11 protein-coding genes and 2 pseudogenes are annotated in these 20,585 nt (G+C 59.4%); 8 read left to right on the top strand and 5 right to left on the bottom strand.

Annotated features, from left to right (window positions below):
- Positions 1 to 25: 25 nt before the first annotated feature.
- A complete protein-coding gene (locus tag AC5RVN_RS08510; protein ID WP_494137633.1) occupies positions 26 to 1,657 on the bottom strand; it encodes a competence protein CoiA family protein in 1,632 nt (543 codons plus the stop codon).
- 163 nt (positions 1,658 to 1,820) lie between these two features.
- On the opposite strand from AC5RVN_RS08510, the gene AC5RVN_RS08505 reads away from it, so the two are divergent.
- Together AC5RVN_RS08505 and AC5RVN_RS08500 are read left to right on the top strand one after the other, a co-directional pair.
- Positions 1,821 to 3,272 (top strand): Shedu anti-phage system protein SduA domain-containing protein, encoded by a 1,452-nt coding sequence (locus AC5RVN_RS08505; protein WP_494137632.1) that lies wholly within the window; start codon positions 1,821 to 1,823, stop codon positions 3,270 to 3,272.
- A 475-nt stretch (positions 3,273 to 3,747) separates the two neighbouring features.
- A complete protein-coding gene (locus AC5RVN_RS08500; protein WP_494137631.1) occupies positions 3,748 to 6,165 on the top strand; it encodes a hypothetical protein in 2,418 nt (805 codons plus the stop codon).
- A 198-nt stretch (positions 6,166 to 6,363) separates the two neighbouring features.
- On the opposite strand, the gene AC5RVN_RS08495 is transcribed toward AC5RVN_RS08500, so the two are convergent.
- Positions 6,364 to 6,588 carry a restriction endonuclease gene (locus AC5RVN_RS08495; RefSeq protein ID WP_494137630.1) on the bottom strand — a complete coding sequence of 75 codons (225 nt, stop codon included), beginning with the start codon at positions 6,586 to 6,588 and terminating at the stop codon, positions 6,364 to 6,366.
- A 205-nt stretch (positions 6,589 to 6,793) separates the two neighbouring features.
- Between AC5RVN_RS08495 and AC5RVN_RS08490 the strand changes: the two genes are divergently transcribed.
- From AC5RVN_RS08490 to AC5RVN_RS08470, 5 genes are all read left to right on the top strand, one after another.
- A complete protein-coding gene (locus AC5RVN_RS08490) occupies positions 6,794 to 9,952 on the top strand; it encodes a DEAD/DEAH box helicase (protein WP_494137629.1) in 3,159 nt (1,052 codons plus the stop codon).
- A 355-nt stretch (positions 9,953 to 10,307) separates the two neighbouring features.
- On the top strand, positions 10,308 to 11,912 hold the full coding sequence (locus tag AC5RVN_RS08485; RefSeq protein WP_494137628.1) for a class I SAM-dependent DNA methyltransferase: 1,605 nt from the start codon (positions 10,308 to 10,310) through the stop codon (positions 11,910 to 11,912).
- The gene (locus AC5RVN_RS08480; protein WP_494137627.1) at positions 11,899 to 12,987 is read left to right on the top strand and encodes a restriction endonuclease subunit S; all 1,089 of its coding nucleotides are present in this window, start codon (positions 11,899 to 11,901) and stop codon (positions 12,985 to 12,987) included. The genes AC5RVN_RS08485 and AC5RVN_RS08480 overlap by 14 nt, the downstream gene beginning before the upstream one ends.
- The gene (locus AC5RVN_RS08475) at positions 12,984 to 16,121 is read left to right on the top strand and encodes a type I restriction endonuclease subunit R (RefSeq protein ID WP_494137626.1); all 3,138 of its coding nucleotides are present in this window, start codon (positions 12,984 to 12,986) and stop codon (positions 16,119 to 16,121) included. Before AC5RVN_RS08480 ends, AC5RVN_RS08475 begins: the two co-directional genes overlap by 4 nt.
- A 64-nt stretch (positions 16,122 to 16,185) precedes the next feature.
- Positions 16,186 to 17,169 (top strand): SIR2 family protein, encoded by a 984-nt coding sequence (locus tag AC5RVN_RS08470; RefSeq protein WP_494137625.1) that lies wholly within the window; start codon positions 16,186 to 16,188, stop codon positions 17,167 to 17,169.
- Positions 17,170 to 17,383: 214 nt separating this feature from the next.
- Here AC5RVN_RS08470 and AC5RVN_RS08465 read toward each other — a convergent pair.
- The 3 genes and pseudogenes from AC5RVN_RS08465 to AC5RVN_RS08455 all read right to left on the bottom strand — a co-directional run.
- Positions 17,384 to 17,631 (bottom strand): annotated as a pseudogene (locus AC5RVN_RS08465) (DeoR family transcriptional regulator); the annotation flags it as partial.
- A gap of 275 nt (positions 17,632 to 17,906) precedes the next feature.
- Positions 17,907 to 18,272, bottom strand: a complete 366-nt coding sequence (locus AC5RVN_RS08460; protein ID WP_494137624.1) for a GNAT family N-acetyltransferase — start codon at positions 18,270 to 18,272, stop codon at positions 17,907 to 17,909.
- Positions 18,269 to 19,083, bottom strand: a pseudogene (locus tag AC5RVN_RS08455) (PfkB family carbohydrate kinase). Before AC5RVN_RS08455 ends, AC5RVN_RS08460 begins: the two are co-directional and overlap by 4 nt.
- 165 nt (positions 19,084 to 19,248) lie before the next feature.
- On the opposite strand from AC5RVN_RS08455, the gene AC5RVN_RS08450 reads away from it, so the two are divergent.
- Positions 19,249 to 20,562, top strand: a complete 1,314-nt coding sequence (locus tag AC5RVN_RS08450; protein WP_494137623.1) for an MFS transporter — start codon at positions 19,249 to 19,251, stop codon at positions 20,560 to 20,562.
- The last annotated feature ends 23 nt before the right edge of the window (positions 20,563 to 20,585 follow it).

Raw genomic sequence — 20,585 nt, 5'->3', positions numbered from 1 at the left:
TGCAGGACACCTTTGTAGTTGTCGCCTAGCTAAATGCCCGGGCACCAGGAATGCGGCAGCCCCCGCGGGCGTGTATGCCTTCCTTGTCGTCCTCGAACATTCCGCCGCAGTCTAAGCATTCGAAGCGGAACCCATTGGGGCTGGCGCGGTAGCGCGGGTTGTCCCTAATCGCTTGGAGGAGAGCCGTAAGTGCGTCTTTGGCCGCCTGTCGCTCCGCAATCTCCTTTGCGTCCCGGGCCTCCGATATCCAGAATGGTTTGCGCTTTGGCCCGATGAACCGGGGATCGGCCTCGTCGTAACTAAACTGAAGTCGCCCCGCGGGAGGAGGCTTTTGCGTTGTTACTCCCGCCCTGGTTGCTTGCTTTCGGTGATGCACGTCCAAGGCCGGCAGAATTCGGCTCGAGAGGCTGGCACTGCCCGCCGCTATTAGGGCCCATTTCGCGTGTGGGAGTTCGGCCACCCACCGTCCCTGAATAACCTCCCTGCAATCCGGACAGGCGAACCCCTGCCGGCTTTCGGTACCTTGAAGGCGCACTATGTCTGCCTCGGCCAGTTCACGGCCTTCAGCTTCCAACCATGCGGTCACTGACGCGCGGACGTGCGGGAAATTTTCCGGACCCGGCCTGTAAGGGCGGAGGTCGATCCGAATCGGCGGCTCAAGCAATCGCCAGATCAGCATCGGATGGCCAGACCCGACGCACTGGACAACGCTCGCCCAGATATTCATTCCGGCGGCAACGGCTGGCGCCTCGTTGATGTCGGGGGCGGCGGCGTGCTCCACGAACAATGCGTCGCGCTCAGCATTCCGGCGGACGCTCTCTTCATCGGCAAGCCGCTTTGCCTCGACGTCGGAGCTAGCTTTCAAGGCCGCGGCAGCTGTATCCTTTGCCCGCTGCATTGCCTGGCGGACAAGTTCCTCTTTTTGCTGCCTTGGCGTCCCATGCGCCCAGTAAAACGACGGATGCAGGACATGGTCAACGACGACGCCGACCTGCGCCATGTTGCAGGCCAGCGGCTGGTACGTAAGCGTGTTCATGAGTTCCGCCGGCATCGCGGGTAGTGGGCTGCTCTTCCCGAAGCCCGTGACGATCATCGGCAGCTTTACGCGCAACCAGTCGAGGTGGTCGGGAACTATCCAGACGGGACCGACGCCATCATGCAAGTAGCGCTCGGATCGAAAGATGTACTCATCCTCGCTCTGCGCCGACAGTTGGACCTCGAATGCAAGCCTCTTGCCGGAGATATGAGTAGCCATGACGTCGGCAATCCATGCCCGTTCCGGGTGTGCGTGTTCCACCTCCGCGTGCCAGCCCGGCGCTGCGTCGATCCTGTCCTTCAAAGCCCGCTTCATCGCCAGATGCTGGTCGGACTCCGACTTATGTTCAATGTCGCATTCGACCTCGGGGTAGTGCTTGAAAAACTGCCGGCCCTTGCGCGTGACTCTACTTGCCCGCAGTCCGCATTCCAGCAGCACAAGGGTCGCGTAGAGCGGATCGTTCACCAGATCCCGCCAAGGGGCGTGAGCCATTTCCGTTGCGTCGATCCGCTCACCGTCCAGGTACGCCACCAACTGCACAGAAAGCCCCCTTTTCAGCTGTACATGCTTGGCGGTCAATCTACCCTGTGCGCCACAACAGGAGCGAGCGTTGAGCGACATCGACTGGTGAGTGTGCCGCATGGCCGATGCACAGGCCTCTGGCAAATAAATGTGCCAGTCGAAGGTTCGCGGATTGACGGATTGAGGTGGCAGACTCTTGCCTGAGCGCGCGTCATCCGGGCGGCACGCTACATCTCTGGAGGAGCATTTGAGGGACCAACCCATGAGTCTCGACGAGCATGACTTCGACATGGAGGGTGACGACTTCGACGACCTCGACATGGATGGGGACGACGATATCGAGCTCGATGACCGACTCGGAGTGATCGAGCAGCACGACGACGGCGATGAATTGGTTCTAACGCGTGTTCCCCGGCACAAGACTGAAAAGAGTTTCGAGGTGCTGCGGTTCGACCGCGTCCGGAAACTGCTGCGCTTCTCTCCGAAGGCCACCCAGCACGGGCAGCTTGAAAATCAGTTCGCACGAGTCACTGAACTACAAATTGAAAGCCCCGGATGGGACCCCCATAACCATTCGGCAGAACACAGGCAGTACGGCCTGCTATACGTGCGCGGTCTCCCCAAGAGCTTCAGCTCCATTTACGAGTTCGGCCTGAGCATCAAGCGCGACTACACCGACCTGGTGCGCGGAATTGAGAAATACACCGAGTGCACAGTCGTGCGCTTCGTGACGTCGGGCATGGAGGGCGCCAACGCAGAAGGCACGATCTTCCGGGTGTCCCTGGAGCGGTTCGACAACTACCGCACTGCGGTTGATCGCAGTCGTAGCAGGGGCCAAACCGCCGTACGGCGGGTGATTGACGCCGACTCTCACAACGCCATCGCTGATTTATTTGGTCTGAAGCGTGTACAACCGAAATACACCAAGAATCCAGTCATTCGTGCGCTGACGGAAGAGGTGTCAACCGGACACGTAACCGACGCCACCGATCGCTCCCTCTTGGCTGATGAGATAACGGCCGCTGCTCCAGCTATCGCTCAAGAGGCCCCCGAACGGCTGGTCCGACTTCGCGAAGACATCGAGTTGGTTACACTCGAAGCTTTAATCAACCGGTTCGAAAAGGACCTTGAGGGCTCCCACTCGCGCGATGAAGCTCATTGGCAGAAGTTCTTCCAGGCGAACCACTTCGCACTCCAGCTAATCTTCTCTACGCCCATCGTCGTGGAACACCAGCACGCCACGGTTCAAGCGGGGGACATCAATGGACGTGGAGCACGCATCACAGACTTCCTCTGCGCTAACTCTGTCACGCGTACCGTCCTTATCGTCGAGATAAAGACCCCAGGCGCCATCCTAATGAGTTCGACCCCATACCGCGGCAAGGGAACGCACGCTGCCGTTTACCCACCCCATACTGATCTCAGCGGACCGATCACTCAGGTGCAGTCTCAAATGGCAGCCGTCCCCAGTAGCCTCGCGTCACGTCTTACCCCCGATCTCGACCTCGACCCGTGGAATGACCCGCGCGGGGCTGTCATTACCGGACGCATATCTAGCCTCGATCCACAGCAGCGGGAGTCCTTCTTGCGATACCGCGCAGGCCTTTCAAACGTGACCGTGCTTGGCTACGACGAAGTCCTGGAACGGCTGAAGGCTCTGTACACAGCGCTGAGTTCCCCGCCGTCATCCGAAGCATTAGGAGACGGCGGATGAGAACTGCGGGGTTAGACGCAGTAGACGAGGCTAAGCAACGCTCTTGGGTGTGGCCGCGGCAAGAAGGATCTCCATGCCGATCGCGTTTAAAGGAACCGGGTTCGCAGAACATGTTGCTTCCACCATCGAAGAAAAATCTTTGATCGCTTTCGCTACTCGATCTTGGTGAGTTGTGCACAGCCCTTCAGAAGCTGCACAGACATCCTGGCTTTAGTTTGTCCAAGAACGAAAGCAGTTCCCCGCCTTATAAGGCCGGGGACGATCATTTTGTCCAGCGGCTAAACGGGCGCATCAAGCGCAATACCAATGCCGGGGCTTGGCTGTAGCCTTCAAGGACCGAAGGTGGACCTTCGGTACATCGCCTAACGGATTCGTCCGAACGGCACCGTTGCGCTTCCGCTCCTAAGCGTGAAGCAACAAGCGTGGGGAGAATCCTTTGCGAAGTGGGAACGGCGACGTGGTAGGTCGCCTGGTCGTGGACGGCGACGAGGCACTGGACGCACTGATGCAGAACGTGGAACAAGCAACTGCTGGTCTCTCACCGGCAGAATCCTGGGACGAATTACGGCAGCAGGTACCCGGCATCATTCACGCATGCGTAGATGCGATTACGCACGAGCTCGCTGGACTGGATTTCTGGGATGTCCTGGAAGCGATACGGCAAATCACCTCGCCCTCGGATCTGGGCACGTACAGGGAAAGTGAAAACACTAATCTTCCGGTCGTAGTCGAAGTGGTCGCGCTAGTAGGCCTTGCGCAGGCCCCCGGCTGGCGACAGCAGCCGGACCAGGGACTCAGGACACCTCGACAATTTAACGAGTCAGTCCAAAAGATCCACGCAGCTGGATATCAGGTTGTTCAACTTGCCCAGTTGGTGGCTTTCGCCTCTTCCGAGGATGTTCATCTGGGTAAGGCGGCAGAGCTAACGGGCATACTTCGGGGCCATGGAGTCACGGTACGCGGGCGAAACTACCTTTCCATGTCGCGCAGCGTAGTGAGTTCGATCTTCGGCGCCCCTCACCTCGAAAAAATCGTACGGGAGAAGGTCGGATACATGCACGAAGACGTCCTTAGGGTGTGGGATGGGATTCAGCGGTTCCGTAACAACGTGCATGAAGCCCGTATCGAACGGATGGATCAGATTGCGCGGGAGTGGGCTGCTGGCAAGCGCCAGTCGCCAATTGTGACTGCGGAAGGACGGCAAATCGCTCACACGCTGCGCCAGGCTCCAGGGAGGGGATTGACGTTCACGCCCTCCGATATCTCGGCGGAGTCCGGAGTCAACGAAGTGGCGGTCCGTAGCATTTTGAATGCATTTAGCATCGCTGAGATATCCACGTCTGCATATGACGCCTGCGCAAAATTCGTCGATGGGGAAAACCTTCTAGCCGGAAAGGGAATGATTCGGGACGAAGATACCTTCATGCTCTTTGGGGATCCGATCCCGCACGATTACGTACGTCCAGTGATGGAATCACTCCTAAAGCCTGCGCCCGGGAAATCAGCCAAGGACTGGGAGCGTTACAAGCGCCACCGTGACGGCTGGGCAGAGGACACAGCTGCCTCTGCACTTGCAAACCTTTTGGGCGTCGATTCGCCGACGTTCTCGTCTTTGAAGTACCGCGCCCCCAATAAAGCCAGCTCGGCAGACCTGTCACCAGAATCCGAGGACCCTAAGCTTGATACCCATGACACGGAGGCTGACGCCCTCTTCGTGATTGATGACGTTGCAGTCTGTGTCGAAGTAAAGGCAGGTTCAATCACAGACAAGGCCCGGACAGGAAATGTTCGGCGTGTGGAAACGGATCTCCGGAAAACAATCGGCGAAGCAGCCGAACAAGCATCCCGACTCGAAGGACTCATCCGGCAGAACGGCGGTCTCTGGCAACCCAATGGGAAGTGGCTTGACCTCGCAGGTGTGCGGGAAATTCACTCAGTAGTTGTGTGCCTGGACGATTGGGGGCCACTGGCCATCGCCACCGATGCTCTTGTTCGGGCCGGCTTCATTACAGACTCATCGATTCCCTGGCTGGTTTCCCTCCACGATCTTGAGGTCATCAAGCTTCTTTTCCACCACCCGGCGGATTTTCTCACCTATCTCAGGAGACGGACTGATCCTGTCAGCTCCCGCCTTATCGTGGCGGCCGACGAACTGGACCTGGTGATGTGGTACATCAATGGCGACATGTACATCGAGCCAGACCCAGACCAAATCCACGAGCAGCACCCGATGATGTCCCCTCCCACTGCCGCCGACCGCCGACGGTTCGCAGAAAGCAACGTACCCACAAGGGTCAGCACTCTGACCGATTCCCTCGACGCATGGATGTATTACGCCACCGGACAAACCGGCATTCCAGCTGAGAAGCCCCTTCGAAAACACTCGGAATTTGTCAGCGGGCTTCTGGACTTTCTGCAGGCAGAACACAAGCCGGGATGGCTCAGATTTGGTGCCGACCTAGCCGGCCTTTCGGGAGTCGCCCAGCAGGGCATCGGAAACCAAGTAAAGAGGCTGGTCACCACGACACGCGATGACGGCGAATTTCACAGTTCCGTAGAAAATTACCCAGGGCCCTGGGGCCACCCCGTGCTGTTCATGGCTTCTAAACCGGAGCGCTGGCCGTTGCAGCAAGACGTGGAACGTCTGGCGGCATACGGGACACTCAAGAAGTACCAGCTCCAAGCTGATAGAAGCCTTGAACTACTCTTTGACACCAAATACCAAATCGTTTCCGTGCGATACCTCAACGATCCCTACGTGCAGTCCGACTACATGGACCAGCGTCTTAGAGAGTCAAAACTCGTTGCTCCTGCACGTATGCCAAAGGCGGTTCCGCCTTCGGCCCGTCGTTCCACCGTTCGCCTGAAGCCCAAGAAGAATAAGAAGCGTTAGACCGAAGAGCAACTAACTACGCTGGCACTGAGGCGCCTTGGATCAGATGCTCTTTTGCAAACAGATAGGTAGACGTCGCTCCTCCGACAATTCACGCGGTAGCGATACTAGGGTTCGCCTCATCTCCGGTGACTGGCTGTAGGAGGTGACTGTAGTCAGTCATGACATCATGGTTCTCTGTTTCATCGTGCTCGTGGTTCAGATCGGCAAAGAAGTTGAGGGCGCATTCAATCTTGGCTTCCTCCACCTTCGAAGCTGCATAAACGACAATGAGCCCTTGGTTTCCGCGACCAAGTAGACGTGTCTCACTACGCCTTCTTGGAACGTTATGGCCCAGTCAGGGTTATAGTCACCAACCGGAGTGGGGATGAAAAAGCCGCGAGGTAGCTTTGCAGACCGGGTGAAGCTGCTGATGTGCGTCACCAGCCCATGCAGTCAGTTCAGAAGTGTTTGCGCCGTGCCTTAACCATGAATAGCAATGCTGGTTTACCTCGCATATTGACACAACTCGCAATTTGGGCCCCATTGCAGGCCTTTTAGCTTGTCCGTCTATGACGAAAGTCTGCTTTTCGGTAATCAACGCGCGTTGGGGTGGGAATCACCCCCTTGAATCCAATAGCCTGACGCAATGACTAACCTCAGTGGGGGGCAGGTAGCAGCACAGCAGCTACCGGAGGGCTTGTACGAGCTTTTGAGCACCGATCGACTCAGCACACGCCTGAACAAGGCAGTGGATTTGCAGTCAGTCTTCAGCGAGATAGACGACGAAGACACACCAGAGATCCTCTCTCGGCATGTTGCCGATGCAGTTCGCGACGCCCTCGCCATGGCCAAACCCGCGGATCGCGTTGAACTGGCGAACCGCCTCCTTGCAGAACTCAATGCGCCAGACCGCATCACTGCTGGTCCCACTGAGCTCCAGTCACTACACCGCGTGGACGTTCTCAAGCGCCGTCAACTTCGCCGCCCCACGACTAAACTGAGCGACTCCGCACTGCTGACCAATAGCAAGGACGAGCCGAATCTCGCCGCGGAACTCCGGGCCGAGATCGAGTCTGCCAACACCGTCGACCTGCTTTGCGCCTTCGTCCGCTGGACTGGTCTTCGTCTGCTCGAACCGGCCCTCGAGCAGCTGAAAGAACGCGGTGCCAGACTCCGAGTCATCACAACCACCTACATGGGTGCCACGGAACGGCGGGCCATCGACGAGTTGGTCACCCGGTACGGGGCCGAAGTGAAGATCAACTACGAAACCCAAGCAACCCGGCTGCATGCCAAAGCCTGGCTGTTCCGCCGCAACACCGGATTCGACACTGCATACGTTGGTAGCTCCAACCTCAGTCAGGCTGCCCTCCTCGATGGTCTTGAATGGAACGTCCGCCTCAGTTCCGTCGCAACGCCCGCCCTCCTTCAAAAGTTCGAGGTCACCTTCGACAGCTATTGGGAGCAGCGGGCCTTCCAGAGCTACGACCCGGAGCGCGACGGCGAAAAGCTGGATGCCGCACTGGAACGCAATGGCGGCCGCCGCACAGCGGCGCCGGACGCAACTACCGGTCTTGAGGTTCAGCCGTTCCTTCACCAGGAGGAGATGCTGGAGGACCTGGAAGCCGAGCGGCTCAAGGGCTTCAATCACAACCTCCTGGTCGCGGCCACCGGGACCGGCAAGACTGTCATCGCCGCCCTGGACTACAAACGGCTGTCCGAAGATGCCGGCCGCGACCTCAAACTACTCTTCGTCGCCCATCGTCAGGAGATTCTCAAGCAGGCGATGCGCACCTACCGTGATGTCATGCAGGACGGCGCCTTCGGTGAGCTCTACGTGGGGGACCACAAGCCGCGAGAGTGGAAGCGTATCTTCGCCTCAGTGCAGTCGCTCTCCTCGCTCGGCATCGAGCAGCTGGAGCCGGGCTTCTTCGACGTCGTTGTCATCGATGAGTTCCACCATGCCATGGCGCCCACGTACCGCCGCCTGCTGGACCATCTGAAACCGCAGCAGCTCCTCGGACTCACGGCGACCCCGGAACGGGGCGACGGCGTCGACGTCGCCAAGCAGTTCTTCGATGGCCGGACCGCCAGTGAGCTTAGGCTCTGGGACGCTCTGGACGCTGACCTGCTGGTCCCGTTCCACTACTTCGGCGTCTCGGACGACGTCGACCTGAGCCAGTTGGAATGGAAGCGCGGCAATTACGACACTAACCAGCTGAGCGCGCTCTACACAGGAAACGACGCCCGCGCCGCCAAGGTGATCCGCGAGCTCAGGGACAAGGTCACTAGCACGGGCCAGATGCGGGCCATCGGCTTCTGCGTCTCCGTGCAGCACGCCCGCTACATGGCCGAGGTGTTCAACCGTGCCGGTATTGCCTCCGTCGCCGTCGACAGCACCACTGACAATGCTGACCGCGAGGAAGCCCTCAGGCGCCTGGGGCAGCGGGAGATCAACTGCATCTTCGCCGTCGACCTCTTCAACGAAGGCTTGGACCTGCCGCAGGCGGACACCATCCTGCTGCTCCGGCCCACGCAGAGTGCCACGGTCTTCATCCAGCAGCTGGGACGCGGGCTGCGGCGTGCTGAGGGCAAAGCGGTGCTGACGGTCCTGGACTTTATCGGCCAGCAGCGCCGGGAGTTCCGCTTTGATCTGCGCTACCGGGCGCTGACCGGCTACGGCCGAAAGGAGCTGGAGAAGGCTGTCGAGGACGAGTTCCCGTACCTGCCGTCCGGCTCGCAGATCGTGCTGGACCGGGTGGCGCAGAAGGCGGTGCTGGACAACATCAAGGCACAGCTGCGGTTCAACCGGGCACAGCTGGTCCGGGACATCGCCTCGTACGCGGAGACTGAGCTGGAGGCCTATCTGGAGCGGTCGGGGAATGACGTGAAGACGATCTACCGCTCCACCAGGGACTCATGGACCGGCTACCTCCGGCAGGCAGGGCTGATCGAGGGGTTGTCACCTCTGGAGACCGTCCTCCGTGGGAAGATCGACGAGCTGTCGGACGCAGAGGAAAAGAAGCTGTTGGGCCGCATGGCTGCGCTGATTCACGTGGATGATCCGGAACGTGCTGCCGCTTATTCCATGCTGGTCGCTCCTGACGCACCCCGTTACGCGGAGCTTGGCATGCGTGGGCAGGCTTTCGCTCGAATGCTTTTTTACACGCTGTGGGATGACGGCGGAGGGTTCACAGCGTACGACGACGGCCTGGACCACCTGCGCGGCTACCAGTTTGTGTGCCGCGAGATACGCCAGGTCGTGAAGCTGGGAGTAGCGGCGTCCAAACACTCAGCCAAGAGCCTTGGCGCAGGCCTGCAGTACATCCCGCTGCTGTCGCATACCACCTACCGGCGGGAAGAGGTTCTGGCGGCGCTGCAGTACGGCTCCCTCGAGCAGGGCAAGAACGTCCAGCACCGCGAGGGCGTTGCGTGGTGCCCGGCAACTTCCACGGACGCATTCTTTGTGACGCTCAACAAAGATGACAAGAAGCACTCGGCAACCACGATGTACAAGGACTACGCCATCAGCCCCGAGTTGTTTCACTGGGAATCTCAAAATGCGACCTCATCTACCAGCCCAACTGGCCGGCGGTACCTGGACCGGCTGAAACACGAATCTCATATCCTTCTCTTCACCCGAGACACTGCCGATGACGAGACTGGCCTGACAGAGCCGTACACCTGCCTCGGTCCGGTCGATTACGTCCAGCACTCTGGAGAGAAGCCGATTGCGATCACTTGGAAGCTTAATCGGCCAATGCCGGCGGATGTGTTTGCGACGGCGGCTGCGGTGGCGCAATGAGGTCCATCATGCAGCCTCCTTGAGTGACCGTCTCGCAAGAGCTGTGTCGCGCCAGGTGACCCAAAAGCAGATGCACCACCGCTTCGAAGTAGTGAAAGACCGCGGAGATCATTCGAGTGGAAAAATTGACGTCCTAGCCATGTTGCACACACATCCATGCTTGTGCCATGTATACAAACGAGTTGATACACTCCAAGGGTTTGAGTGATCTGGCCTGCCTGCAGAGCGTATTAGCGATGAAATTTTCGCCCGTTGAAGGCCTATTGCGAAAGCGCTCAGCTCACTGCCCCGAGACAGTAGAGACCGGTCTGGTTCAGGCCGCGATGGCATGGAATCCGGTTCTGAAAGGAACAGTATGGCTGGCAAGTCTAACAAGTCCGCAGCAGCAAGTCTGGAGGCGTCCCTTTGGGATGCTGCCAATCAGCTGCGATCCAACATGGATGCTGCAGAGTACAAACACGTGGTGCTCGGACTTATATTCCTCAAATACGTCTCAGATGTGTTCACGAAGCGACGGTCTTCCCTGGAACGCCTTGTCGACGACGAGGAATCGGACTACTTTATGCCGACGGACGCTGCCAAACAATCTATCCTCGAGGATCGAGATGAATACACCGCGGAGGGAGTCTTCTGGATCCCCGAGGGACACCGTTGGGATGATTTACGAACTGCGGCGAAGCAGACCGACATTGGACCTCGTATCGACGCAGCCATGGATGCTATTGAAAAGGAAAACCCGACGCTCAAGGGCGTGCTTCCCAAGAACTATGGCCGCCGTGAGCTTAGCCCCGCCACCTTGGGCGGGCTCATCGACACGTTCTCGAATGAAGACCTTGCCGCTGAAGAACACCAAGACTTGGACGTCCTGGGTCGAGTGTTCGAGTACATGCTAAGTCAGTTCGCAAGCGCCGAGGGGAAGCTCGGTGGGGAGTTTTTTACTCCGCGCTGCGTCGTTACGCTCTTGGTCGACATGCTCGAACCCTTCAATGGCCGCGTCTACGATCCCGCCTGCGGATCTGGGGGCATGTTTGTGCAGGCCGACCGCTTCGTGAAAGCTCACGGCGGTGTTCGTAACGACATCAGCGTGTTTGGACAGGAGCAAAATCCGACCACGTGGCGGCTGGCGAAAATGAATCTGGCCCTGCGTGGTATTGATGCGAACCTAGGCCCTCAATGGGGCGACTCATTCGTGAACGATATTCACCCTGACCTGCGTGCAGACTTCGTGATAGCGAATCCTCCGTTCAATATTAAGAATTGGGGCGGTGAGACGCTCCGCGACGATTTACGCTGGCAATACGGAACCCCGCCTATAAACAACGCGAATTTTGCCTGGATCCAGCACATGCTGCACCACCTCAAGCCAACTGGCACAATGGCAACGGTTCTCGCCAACGGCTCACTTTCGTCGCAGAGTGGCGGCGAAGGTGAGATTCGCAAAGCTCTCGTCGACAAAGACCTCGTTGAGTGCATAGTCGCGATGCCCGGGCAGCTATTTTTCACTACCCAGATCCCTGTGTGTCTCTGGTTCCTGACAAAAGACAAGACTGGTCGCTCCGTGGTATCGCACCGCAGTCAGCGCAGCCGCAGGGGCGAGGTGCTTTTTATCGACGGTCGCCAACTCGGCGCCATGGTATCTCGGACTAACAAAGAATTGACTGAGTCGGACATAGAGCTTATTACGGATACTTTCCATAAATGGCGTGGTGAAGGTGGTGAATACGCAGATGTCCCTGGTTTTTGCGCGAGCGTAACACTGGAGCAAATTGCCGAACGAGGGTACGTCCTGACCCCAGGCCGTTACGTCGGTGCTGGAGCAGTCGAGGACGACAGTGAACCAAGTGACGTCAAGATTTCACGCTTGACTCGCAACCTGCGGACAAGCTTTATTGAACGCTCTGCCATGCAAAACCGAGTGCTAACTGCACTAGAAAGTCTGTCCAGTAATGAAAACGAGTAGCCAATGGTCGGAGACCCGGCTCTCCGAAGTCATGACCTTGCAACGAGGCCATGATCTCCCTTCCGGGCAGCGACGGCCCGGGAGTGTACCAATTCTGGGCTCCTTCGGGATTACTGGCTGGCATGACACCGCCAAAGCCAGTGGGCCCGGTGTGACAATCGGACGAAGCGGGGCATCAATAGGAACCGCCGCGTATACAGATTCCGACTATTGGCCCCTCAACACGGCTCTCTACGTCAGAGATTTCAAGGGAAATGATCCAAAGTGGGTTTATTGGCTGCTGCATTCAATCGATTTTTCATCATTTAACTCAGGTAGTGCGCAACCTTCGCTCAATAGGAACTTCCTATCCCGAATCCCTGTAAAACGTCCCGAAACCGCCGAGCAGCGGCGTATAGCCGGCGTGCTGAGTGCCCTGGATGATCTAATTGAGCTCAACCGTCGTGTCAGCTGGGAGTGTGACGAAGTTGCTCGGGCACTCGTGACTACCGCGCCCACCATGGTGCAATTATCGGATCTCGCCACGTGGTCAAGGTCTCCCCAGATCAAACCAATGGGAGAGGTCGAGCTATATTCATTGCCGGCCTTTGATTTGGACCAGCTGCCCGAACAGACTGATGGATCCATTATCAAGAGTGCGAAGAACTACTTGGGAGAACCAGCTGTTCTCGTGTCCCGCTTGAATCCTCACATTCCGCGAGTCTGGATGGTCTATCCGGCTCCGGGCAGGCAGAGTTTGGCGTCGACTGAGTTCGTCCCGATCACCGCAGGCCAGGCCACGGTTGAGGAAATCTACGCCGTTTCGTCGGGTCCCGCCTTTTGCGATCAGATGACGTCGCACGTCACAGGAACGACCGGCAGCCACCAGCGGGTGGAAAAGTCGGTGCTACTTACACTGAGTGTCCCTAATGTTCTCCAACTGCCCGATGCAGAACGCTCTGCAGTGCGAAGACTGGTTCGGGAAGCGGCGTCATCGCGCGCTAACATCCGCGAACTGCGTCGAACTCGGGACGACCTCATCCCTAATCTTCTGTCGGGCAAAGTCCGCGTTGGTGACTTGGAAGGAACGGCGTGAGCGCGTTCTTGAAAGAAGCTGAGCTCGAGGAGCTCGTTCTGCAGTTCCTCGAGGAAGAGGGGTGGGCGACCGCGTTCGGGCCGTACATTGCGCCTGGACATGCGGGGGCTGAACGTAGTGACCAGCGTGACGTCGTTCTGCACGGACGGCTGAGAGCGGCAATCATCCGTTTGAACCCTGATCTGCCGGCGGATGTCGTTGAGGAGGTCGTCAAGACAGTTCTGCGTCCCGAGTCACAGCTAGTGATGGCTGAGAACTGGCGTGCTTATCAGCTGCTGACACAAGGGGTCTCCGCCGAGTACCGTGAGGCGTCGGGGGCACTTCGCACGGTCCGGGCGAAGCTTGTGGATTGGGAGAATCCACTTGCAAACGACCTCCTTGCCGTTAACCAAATGACGGTCCGGGGAACGACCGACAGGCGGCCAGATATTGTGCTCTTTGTCAACGGATTACCGCTCGTTGTCTTGGAGCTAAAGCGGCCGGGGGAAGAGAACGCGACAGTCCGGGGGGCTTTTAACCAGATCCGTACCTACGTAGCGCAACTTCCCGACCTTTTCACGTGGAACCAGGTCACTGTAATCAGCGATGGAACTGAAGCGAGGGCTGGCACGTTCGCAGCACCCTGGGAACACTACGCGCCCTGGAAGACCATCCTTGGTGCGCCCGTGGCGCCCGGGACGAGTCCTCAGATCGAAATACTTGTCCGCGGGATGCTTAACCCAGGACGACTCCTCGACCTTGTTCGCAACTTTGTCGTGTATGCCGGTGAGGCCGGTTCACTGGTAAAAAAAGTGGCGAAGTATCACCAGTTTTGGGCCGTGAACGAGGCTGTGTCATCTACCATCGAGGCGGTTGAGGGCGACGGTCGTGCGGGTGTGGTTTGGCATACTCAGGGCTCGGGGAAAAGCCTGGAAATGGCGTGGTATGCCGGCAAAGTTATGCGTCATCCCAATATGGATAACCCCACCATTGTGGTCCTAACGGACCGTAATGATCTAGACGATCAGCTCTTTGATGACACATTCGCTGCATCGCGGCCGGGTGCGCCGCTTCCAGAAATTCCTGTACAGGCGACCAGCCGGGTGGAGCTCCAGGCGCTCCTAAGCAAACGTGCTTCGGGTGGCATTGTGTTCACTACAATCCAAAAGTTTGGGTTATCGCCGGAGGACAAGGCTGCCGGTCTCTCGTTCCCACTGCTGTCAGATCGAGTCAACGTAGTGGTTATGGTAGACGAAGCCCACCGGTCCAACTATGACTTTGTCGACGGATTCGCTAGGCATCTCCGCGACGGACTCCCGAATGCGACATACATCGGCTTCACAGGTACGCCTATTGAGTCCGCGGACCGATCAACGAAGCAGGTCTTCGGTGACTACATTGATGTGTATGATCTCACCCAGGCCGTAACCGACGGTGCCACGGTCAAGGTGTTCTACGAACCAAGATTAGCCAAGGTGGAATTGCCTCGAGACGCACTTGGTGAACTCGATGACGCATTCGCCTTGGCGACGTCCAGTACCGAGGAATACGCTCAAGAGAAACTAAAGTCGCGTTGGGCGAGGGTTGAGGCGATCGTCGGTTCGGAGAATCGAATCCGTGAGCTCGCCGCTGATATTTTGCAGCATTGGGATGCCCGCAGTGAATCTCTTGTGGGCAAGGCGATAATCGTAACGATGTCGCGCCGAATCGCAGCCGCTTTGTACGAGGAAATCGCTCGCCTCCGGCCCGGCTGGGTTAGCGATGACGATGCGTCGGGAAAGATCAAGGTCATTATCACCGGATCGGCGGCCGACGACGAACTCCTGCAGAAGCACATCCGCACTAAGGAGGCCCTCCGAACGCTAAAAGCTAGGGCCAAAAATCCGGCCGATGAACTCGAACTTGTAATTGTGCGTGATATGTGGCTGACTGGGTTTGATTCGCCGTCGATGCACACCATGTATGTTGATAGGCCCATGCGCGGCGCAAACTTGATGCAAGCCATCGCCCGTGTGAACCGCACCTATAAGGACAAGCCCTCGGGTCTGGTTGTCGACTATCTCGGAATAGCTGACGATCTGAAGTCTGCGCTGGCGGATTACACGTCGCGCGACCGCGAGAACCAGGACCTTGGTCAGGACTTGCACGTGCATGCGATCCCGGGCATGTTCGAGGCGCATGAAGTGGTCACTTCTATCTTGCACACATTCGACTGGCGCGCTCAGCTGACCGCAGGGGGACCTCGTTCGTTCCTGAACGCACTAACGGCAACCGTTGAACACCTACTCGAATCACACCCTGGTACGGGTGGAGTGTGCACAAAAGATACACCGTGCCCCAAGCATCGCTTTCTTAGTCAGGCCTCCCGTCTCACGCGCTTCTTTACCATGTGCGTGCCCTCCGACGAGGCGCTTAGCATTCGCGACGACGTGGCCTTCTTCGAGGCGGTGCGCGGGCAGATCGCCAAAATCGAAGGTCCAGATGCGGAGCGCGGTGGGAGCGCCGAACTTGACACTGCCATCCGTCAAATTGTTTCGGAGGCGATGTCTGGGACGGGCGTCATCGATATTTACTCGGAAATCGGGATTGCGAAACCTGACCTCTCCATGATCGACGACAGTTTCACCGAAAGCTTTCATAAGTCATCCCGTCCGAATCTTCAACTGGAAATGCTCCGCCGGCTTTTGAATGAGGAGATTAGGCGGGTTGGCCAACGTAACATCGTTGCCGGCAAATACTTTTCCGAAATGCTTGCTGAGTCAGTGATCCGGTACCAAAATCGGACCCTCGATGCGGCTCAGGTTGTGGCAGAACTTGTTGAGCTGGCTAACAAACTCAAGCAGGAAGCTGATCGCGGGACGAAGCTCGGCTTGAACGAGGACGAGGTTGCCTTCTATGACGCTATCCGTACGAATCGCAGTGCTCTGCTAGAAATCGGTGACGACACACTCAAGAAGATCGCTCACGACCTAGTTGAAATTGTGCATCGGGATGCCAAGACTGACTGGGCTGTGAAAGAGCAGATTCGTGCGAAGCTGCGATCGACTATCAAGCGGTTGCTCTTGCGCCATGGTTACCCACCGGACCAGGAAGAACGAGCGACACAGTTAGTCCTTGCACAAGCCGAATCTATGGCGGCGGAATCAGTTGGCTGACTTCTCAAGGACACTTAGCGGATTGCCTCAGGTGGATACGAGGGACTCGTACTTTGAAGGTCGGGTGAGGGACCGCGAGGACTGGGTAACGGTGGGAGGCTATTCGTTCGATCCGAGCGAAGTAGTTCGTCTGGATCCAGAAATTTACAAAGAATTGAGAGGCAGTTACCTCGACGAGGTCTACCAGCGCATCGTGCAAGAACTGTCTGATACGTCAATTCGCCGTCTCAACAATCTTGTGAGCCGGATCTCTAAGGGAGGCGTGGTCCCCTTCATTGGGGCAGGTCTGTCCGCTGCCAGTGGTGCGCCCACGTGGGCTGACTTCCTGCGGAAGGAAGCCCAGGGATATATCGGGGAATCTGAGATTGAGAGACGTCTCGCCGCCTACGACTTTGAGAACCTTGCCGAGGACATCCGGGAGGTTCGAGGCGACAGTGCTTTCAACGAGGCTCTTGATGTCTTTGATGCCTTGACGGCGCCGTCAGAGCTACTCTCTCTAGTCACAGCGGTTTTTCCCGAAAGCCTCGTCACGACTAATTTCGATAGTCTCGCCGATTTGAGCCTGCGGCAGCTGGATTCAAGGGCTCGCGTAATTGAGGGGTGCGGAAGCTGGGCCGGATGGGCGCATGAGGGTAATTCCGGTCGTGAGAGACTGCTGCTCAAATTGCACGGACACTATTCGCGACCAAACTTCAGGGTCTTGTTGCGGCAGGAGTACGACCAGCATTACGGTGTGTCCGGTGATGTCCGCCGTGACCTCGTTGATATTTTTTCTTCTAGCATGATTGTGTTTCTCGGGTGCAGCCTCGGTCCCGACCGCACGATGGAAATCGCCAGGGAAGTCAAACAAAACAAAGGCGAAGCCATGCCGAGGCACTCCGCCTTCCTCGCTGAGCCGGGGGGAGTCGGTCCGGAATGGAGGACTGAAAGGGAACTGTTTCTGAATGAACGCGGAATTTTCCCAATTTGGTACTCAAACGAGAGCGGTTCCCATGAACTGTTAGCCGACATCATGTGGTGGGTGTCTGAATCTGTGACGGCTCAGTAAGGCACGGTGAGAGCGCTGCTATCACGACTGATATAACCAAGTCGATTGCCAACGCCACCATGAAACCGGTGACGGGGGACGGAGATGCTCCATCTGAGTCCCTTGATGCCGTGCAGGTTGACCTCAGTCTCCAGTAGAAGACCCGGTCGTCGTCGGCCCCCTCTCCGGCAAACCGAGCGCCTCACGCGCTGTTCCGGGGAAGCTGACATAGATCTGCACCTGCCGTGGAGCCGGCGTCGAGCAGGATGATTGCCTCGCCGGTGCGCTGCCGCAGTGACGCTTCCGGGTGCGCGCCCATGGCTATCGCCCCGCCATAGGTGCGGGCCAGCCGGCCCTGCGAATTCAGCAGCGCCAGGTCGCGGCGGATGGTGGACGCCGTCACCTCGAACTCGGAGAGAGTTCCTCCACGGAGGCCAGGCCTGGGGTCACGGCGAGGTGGTAGATTTCGGGCCCTTCGCAGATGAGCGTGGTTAGGGCGGACTGATGTCGACGCCGTGGCCGTCTGGTTTTTAGGTGCGGCGTGGTGCCGTGGGAGAGAGGTCAGGGCCTCTTTGAATTGGTAGCGACCAAGCAAACCAATAACAAAAGAGACCCTGACATGAATACCTCTATGTCGTGTTCCCGCGGTCGCTGGTGCATGCGCGCGGATGCGCTGCTCGGTGTCGAGGGCATCCACATCAACTCAGTCAGCACATCATCGGCGGCCCTGATTTTACGGGTTGAAACCGGTGAAAGTCTCACCGGATCGCTTTAATGCCAGGCAGGGACCGGGCGTGATCCACTATCCGGCTGACTACCGTAGAGCCCAGGCCGCTGCCCTGGTGCAAGGGGTCCACCGCCAGCATCCGGAACTCCAGCTCGCCGTCCACCGCGATTTCGCTGTACGGCTGGCCGGCGAACGTCAGGGTCACGGCTGCCACCACCCGCCCGGCAGTCTCCGCCACCCACACCTGCGCATGCTCGGCCCGGTGTTCCACATCCTCCAAGACGCTCATGTAGGGATGGTCCGCAGTGAAGTGCCCGGCCCGCAGGTAGGCATCTCGCGTAATGCGACGGACCTCCGGAAAGTCCGTCCGAGACGCCCGCCTGAACGAGATGCTCATCGCGCTCCCTCAGTTAGAGCGGTCCGCTCGACGTAGTAACCGAGCTGTGCCAAATCCGGCTGCGATGATGGATCGCCCACCGCATCCGCCCCAACCGCGTTGGCCACTGCCAGCGCCCGTGCGTAGTCCAGCCCCTGCTGCAGCGCCAGGACCAGGGCGGCGCAGAAGGCATCCCGGCGCCTACGGTGTTCGCCACCGTGACCGCGGCAGACGGAGTTTCGGCCACCTTCCGTCCGTGCTCGAACATCGCCGAGCCGTCCCCGCCGTACGTCACCGCCACCAGCTTGGCCGAGGCCAAAGCGGGGATCAGGGCGTACTCGCTCTCGTTGACAATCACCAGGTTGCAGCGCTCCAGCAGCTCGGCCGGCAGGTCCATGGCCGGCGCCACGTTCAGCACAAAGAAGCCGGTGTGCCGCCGAGCGGCCTCCATCACCACGGGCAGGCCCACCTCCAGCTGGCACAGCACCGTCTCCTCGGGGCCGAACTCCACCCCGTCCATGGAAAGGTTCGAGTTGGCGCCCGGGCACACCACGATCTGGTTCTCGCCGTCGCGGTCCACCACGATCAGCGCCGTCCCGGTCGGCTCCGGCAGGACGGCCACGTCAGCGGTGTCCACGCCGGCAGCCGCCAGCGCGTCAAGCATCCGCTGCCCGTGTGCGTCATCGCCCACGGCGCCGATCATCCGGGCACTGCCGCCCAGCCTTGCCGCGGCCGCGGCCTGGTTCGCACCCTTGCCGCCGGGCTGCTCGGACAGCACCGCTGCGCCAATGGTTTCGCCCGCGGTCGGGAGCCGTTCGGCGGTGGCGCACATCCCAAGCGCAGGACCAGCCTGCAGAACAAAGGAGTTTGATGTGACACCCCAACCCCGGCGGCCGCCGCGCCTTCCGCGGAAGCCGCCTCCGCCGTCGTACTTCCCGAAGAAACAAGATTTGCCGGCCGCCGCGCCGCCCTGCTGATCTCCACCCTGCTGCTCGGCGTGCTGTCCTTCCAGCTCAACGCCAGCATGGTCACCCCTGCACTGCCGCAGATCGCCGCCGACTTCGGCCAGGGTGCCGAGAGCGCCGCCCCCGTCCAGTCCATGTTCTTCCTGGCCGGTGCCATCGCCGGGCCCGTGATCGGCCGGTGGAGCGACTTCATCGGCCGCCGCGCCGCCCTGCTCCTGGTCCTGGGGATCATGGGCGCCGGCACCGTCCTCTGCATCACCGCCCCCACCCTGCCGCTGCTGGTCACCGGCCGGTTCCTGCAGGGCGTCTCCAGCGCCGTCTTCGCCCTTGCTTACATCGTGCTCAGCGAAAACCTGCACGCCAAAGTCTTCGGCACCTCCGTGGGCATCATCGCCGCCATCAACGGGGGAGTGGGCGGTGTGGACGGCTACGTGGGCGGGCTCATGGCCGAGACCCTCGGCTTCCGGTCCATCTTCGTCGTCGTCCTGGTCCTCACCGCCATCGCCGCCGCCTGCATCATCAAAATCGTCCCGGCCGGACGGCCGCAGGGCGTGCGCGGCGCCATGGACTGGTGGGGCGCCGGGTCCCTGTCCGTGTTCCTGATCTTCATCACGTACTTCGTCTCCGGCGGCTCGGCCGCCGGCTGGACCGCACCCAGCACCCTCGCCCTGCTGGCCGGCACCATCGCATCCTTCGCCGCCTTCTGGATTATCGAGAAACGCCGCAGCCATCCGCTGATCGCCGTCCACCACCTGCGCTCCCGCCAGGTGTGGCCAGTCATCGCCACCACCGTCCTCACCCTGGCCGGCATTTTCGCCATCATCAACTTCACCGTGGTGCTGCTCAGCCAGGACCCCGACGGCGGCTTCGGGCTTACCGCCTCTATCTCCGCGCTGCTGTTCCTCACCCCCGCCGCGCTCATCGGCGTCTTCGCCGCCCCGCTGGCCGGCTGGCTGGCCGACCACCGCGGCTGGATCAAAACCCTCCGGTTCGGCACGGGGCTAAGCTTGGCCTGCGCCATCGCCGCCGCCACCTTCTCGGACAACCAGGCGGCGGTGCTGATCGCCGTCGCGGCCCTGGGCATCTTCTACAACGGCTTCTTCCTCACCGCCATCAACGGGCTCTCGGTACTCCTCTCACCCAAGGAAGCCCCGGCCGCCCTGCCCGGCATCAACGGTGCCTCCTTCGGCATCGGGGCAAGCCTCGGCGTCGTCCTCGTGGCGCCGTTCGCCGCCCAGGCCACCGCCGCCGGGTACGCCACCGCCCTCTGGATCTCGGTGGCCATCACGGCCGCCGCGTTCCTCGTCAGCCTCTTCGTAGCCGCCCCCAAGGGCGAGAACGTCTGACCCCTTTCTACTGTAGGAGAACC

This window comes from Arthrobacter sp. sptzw32, from assembly GCF_059089735.1.
This window is presented reverse-complemented; position numbering and strand designations above follow the sequence as displayed.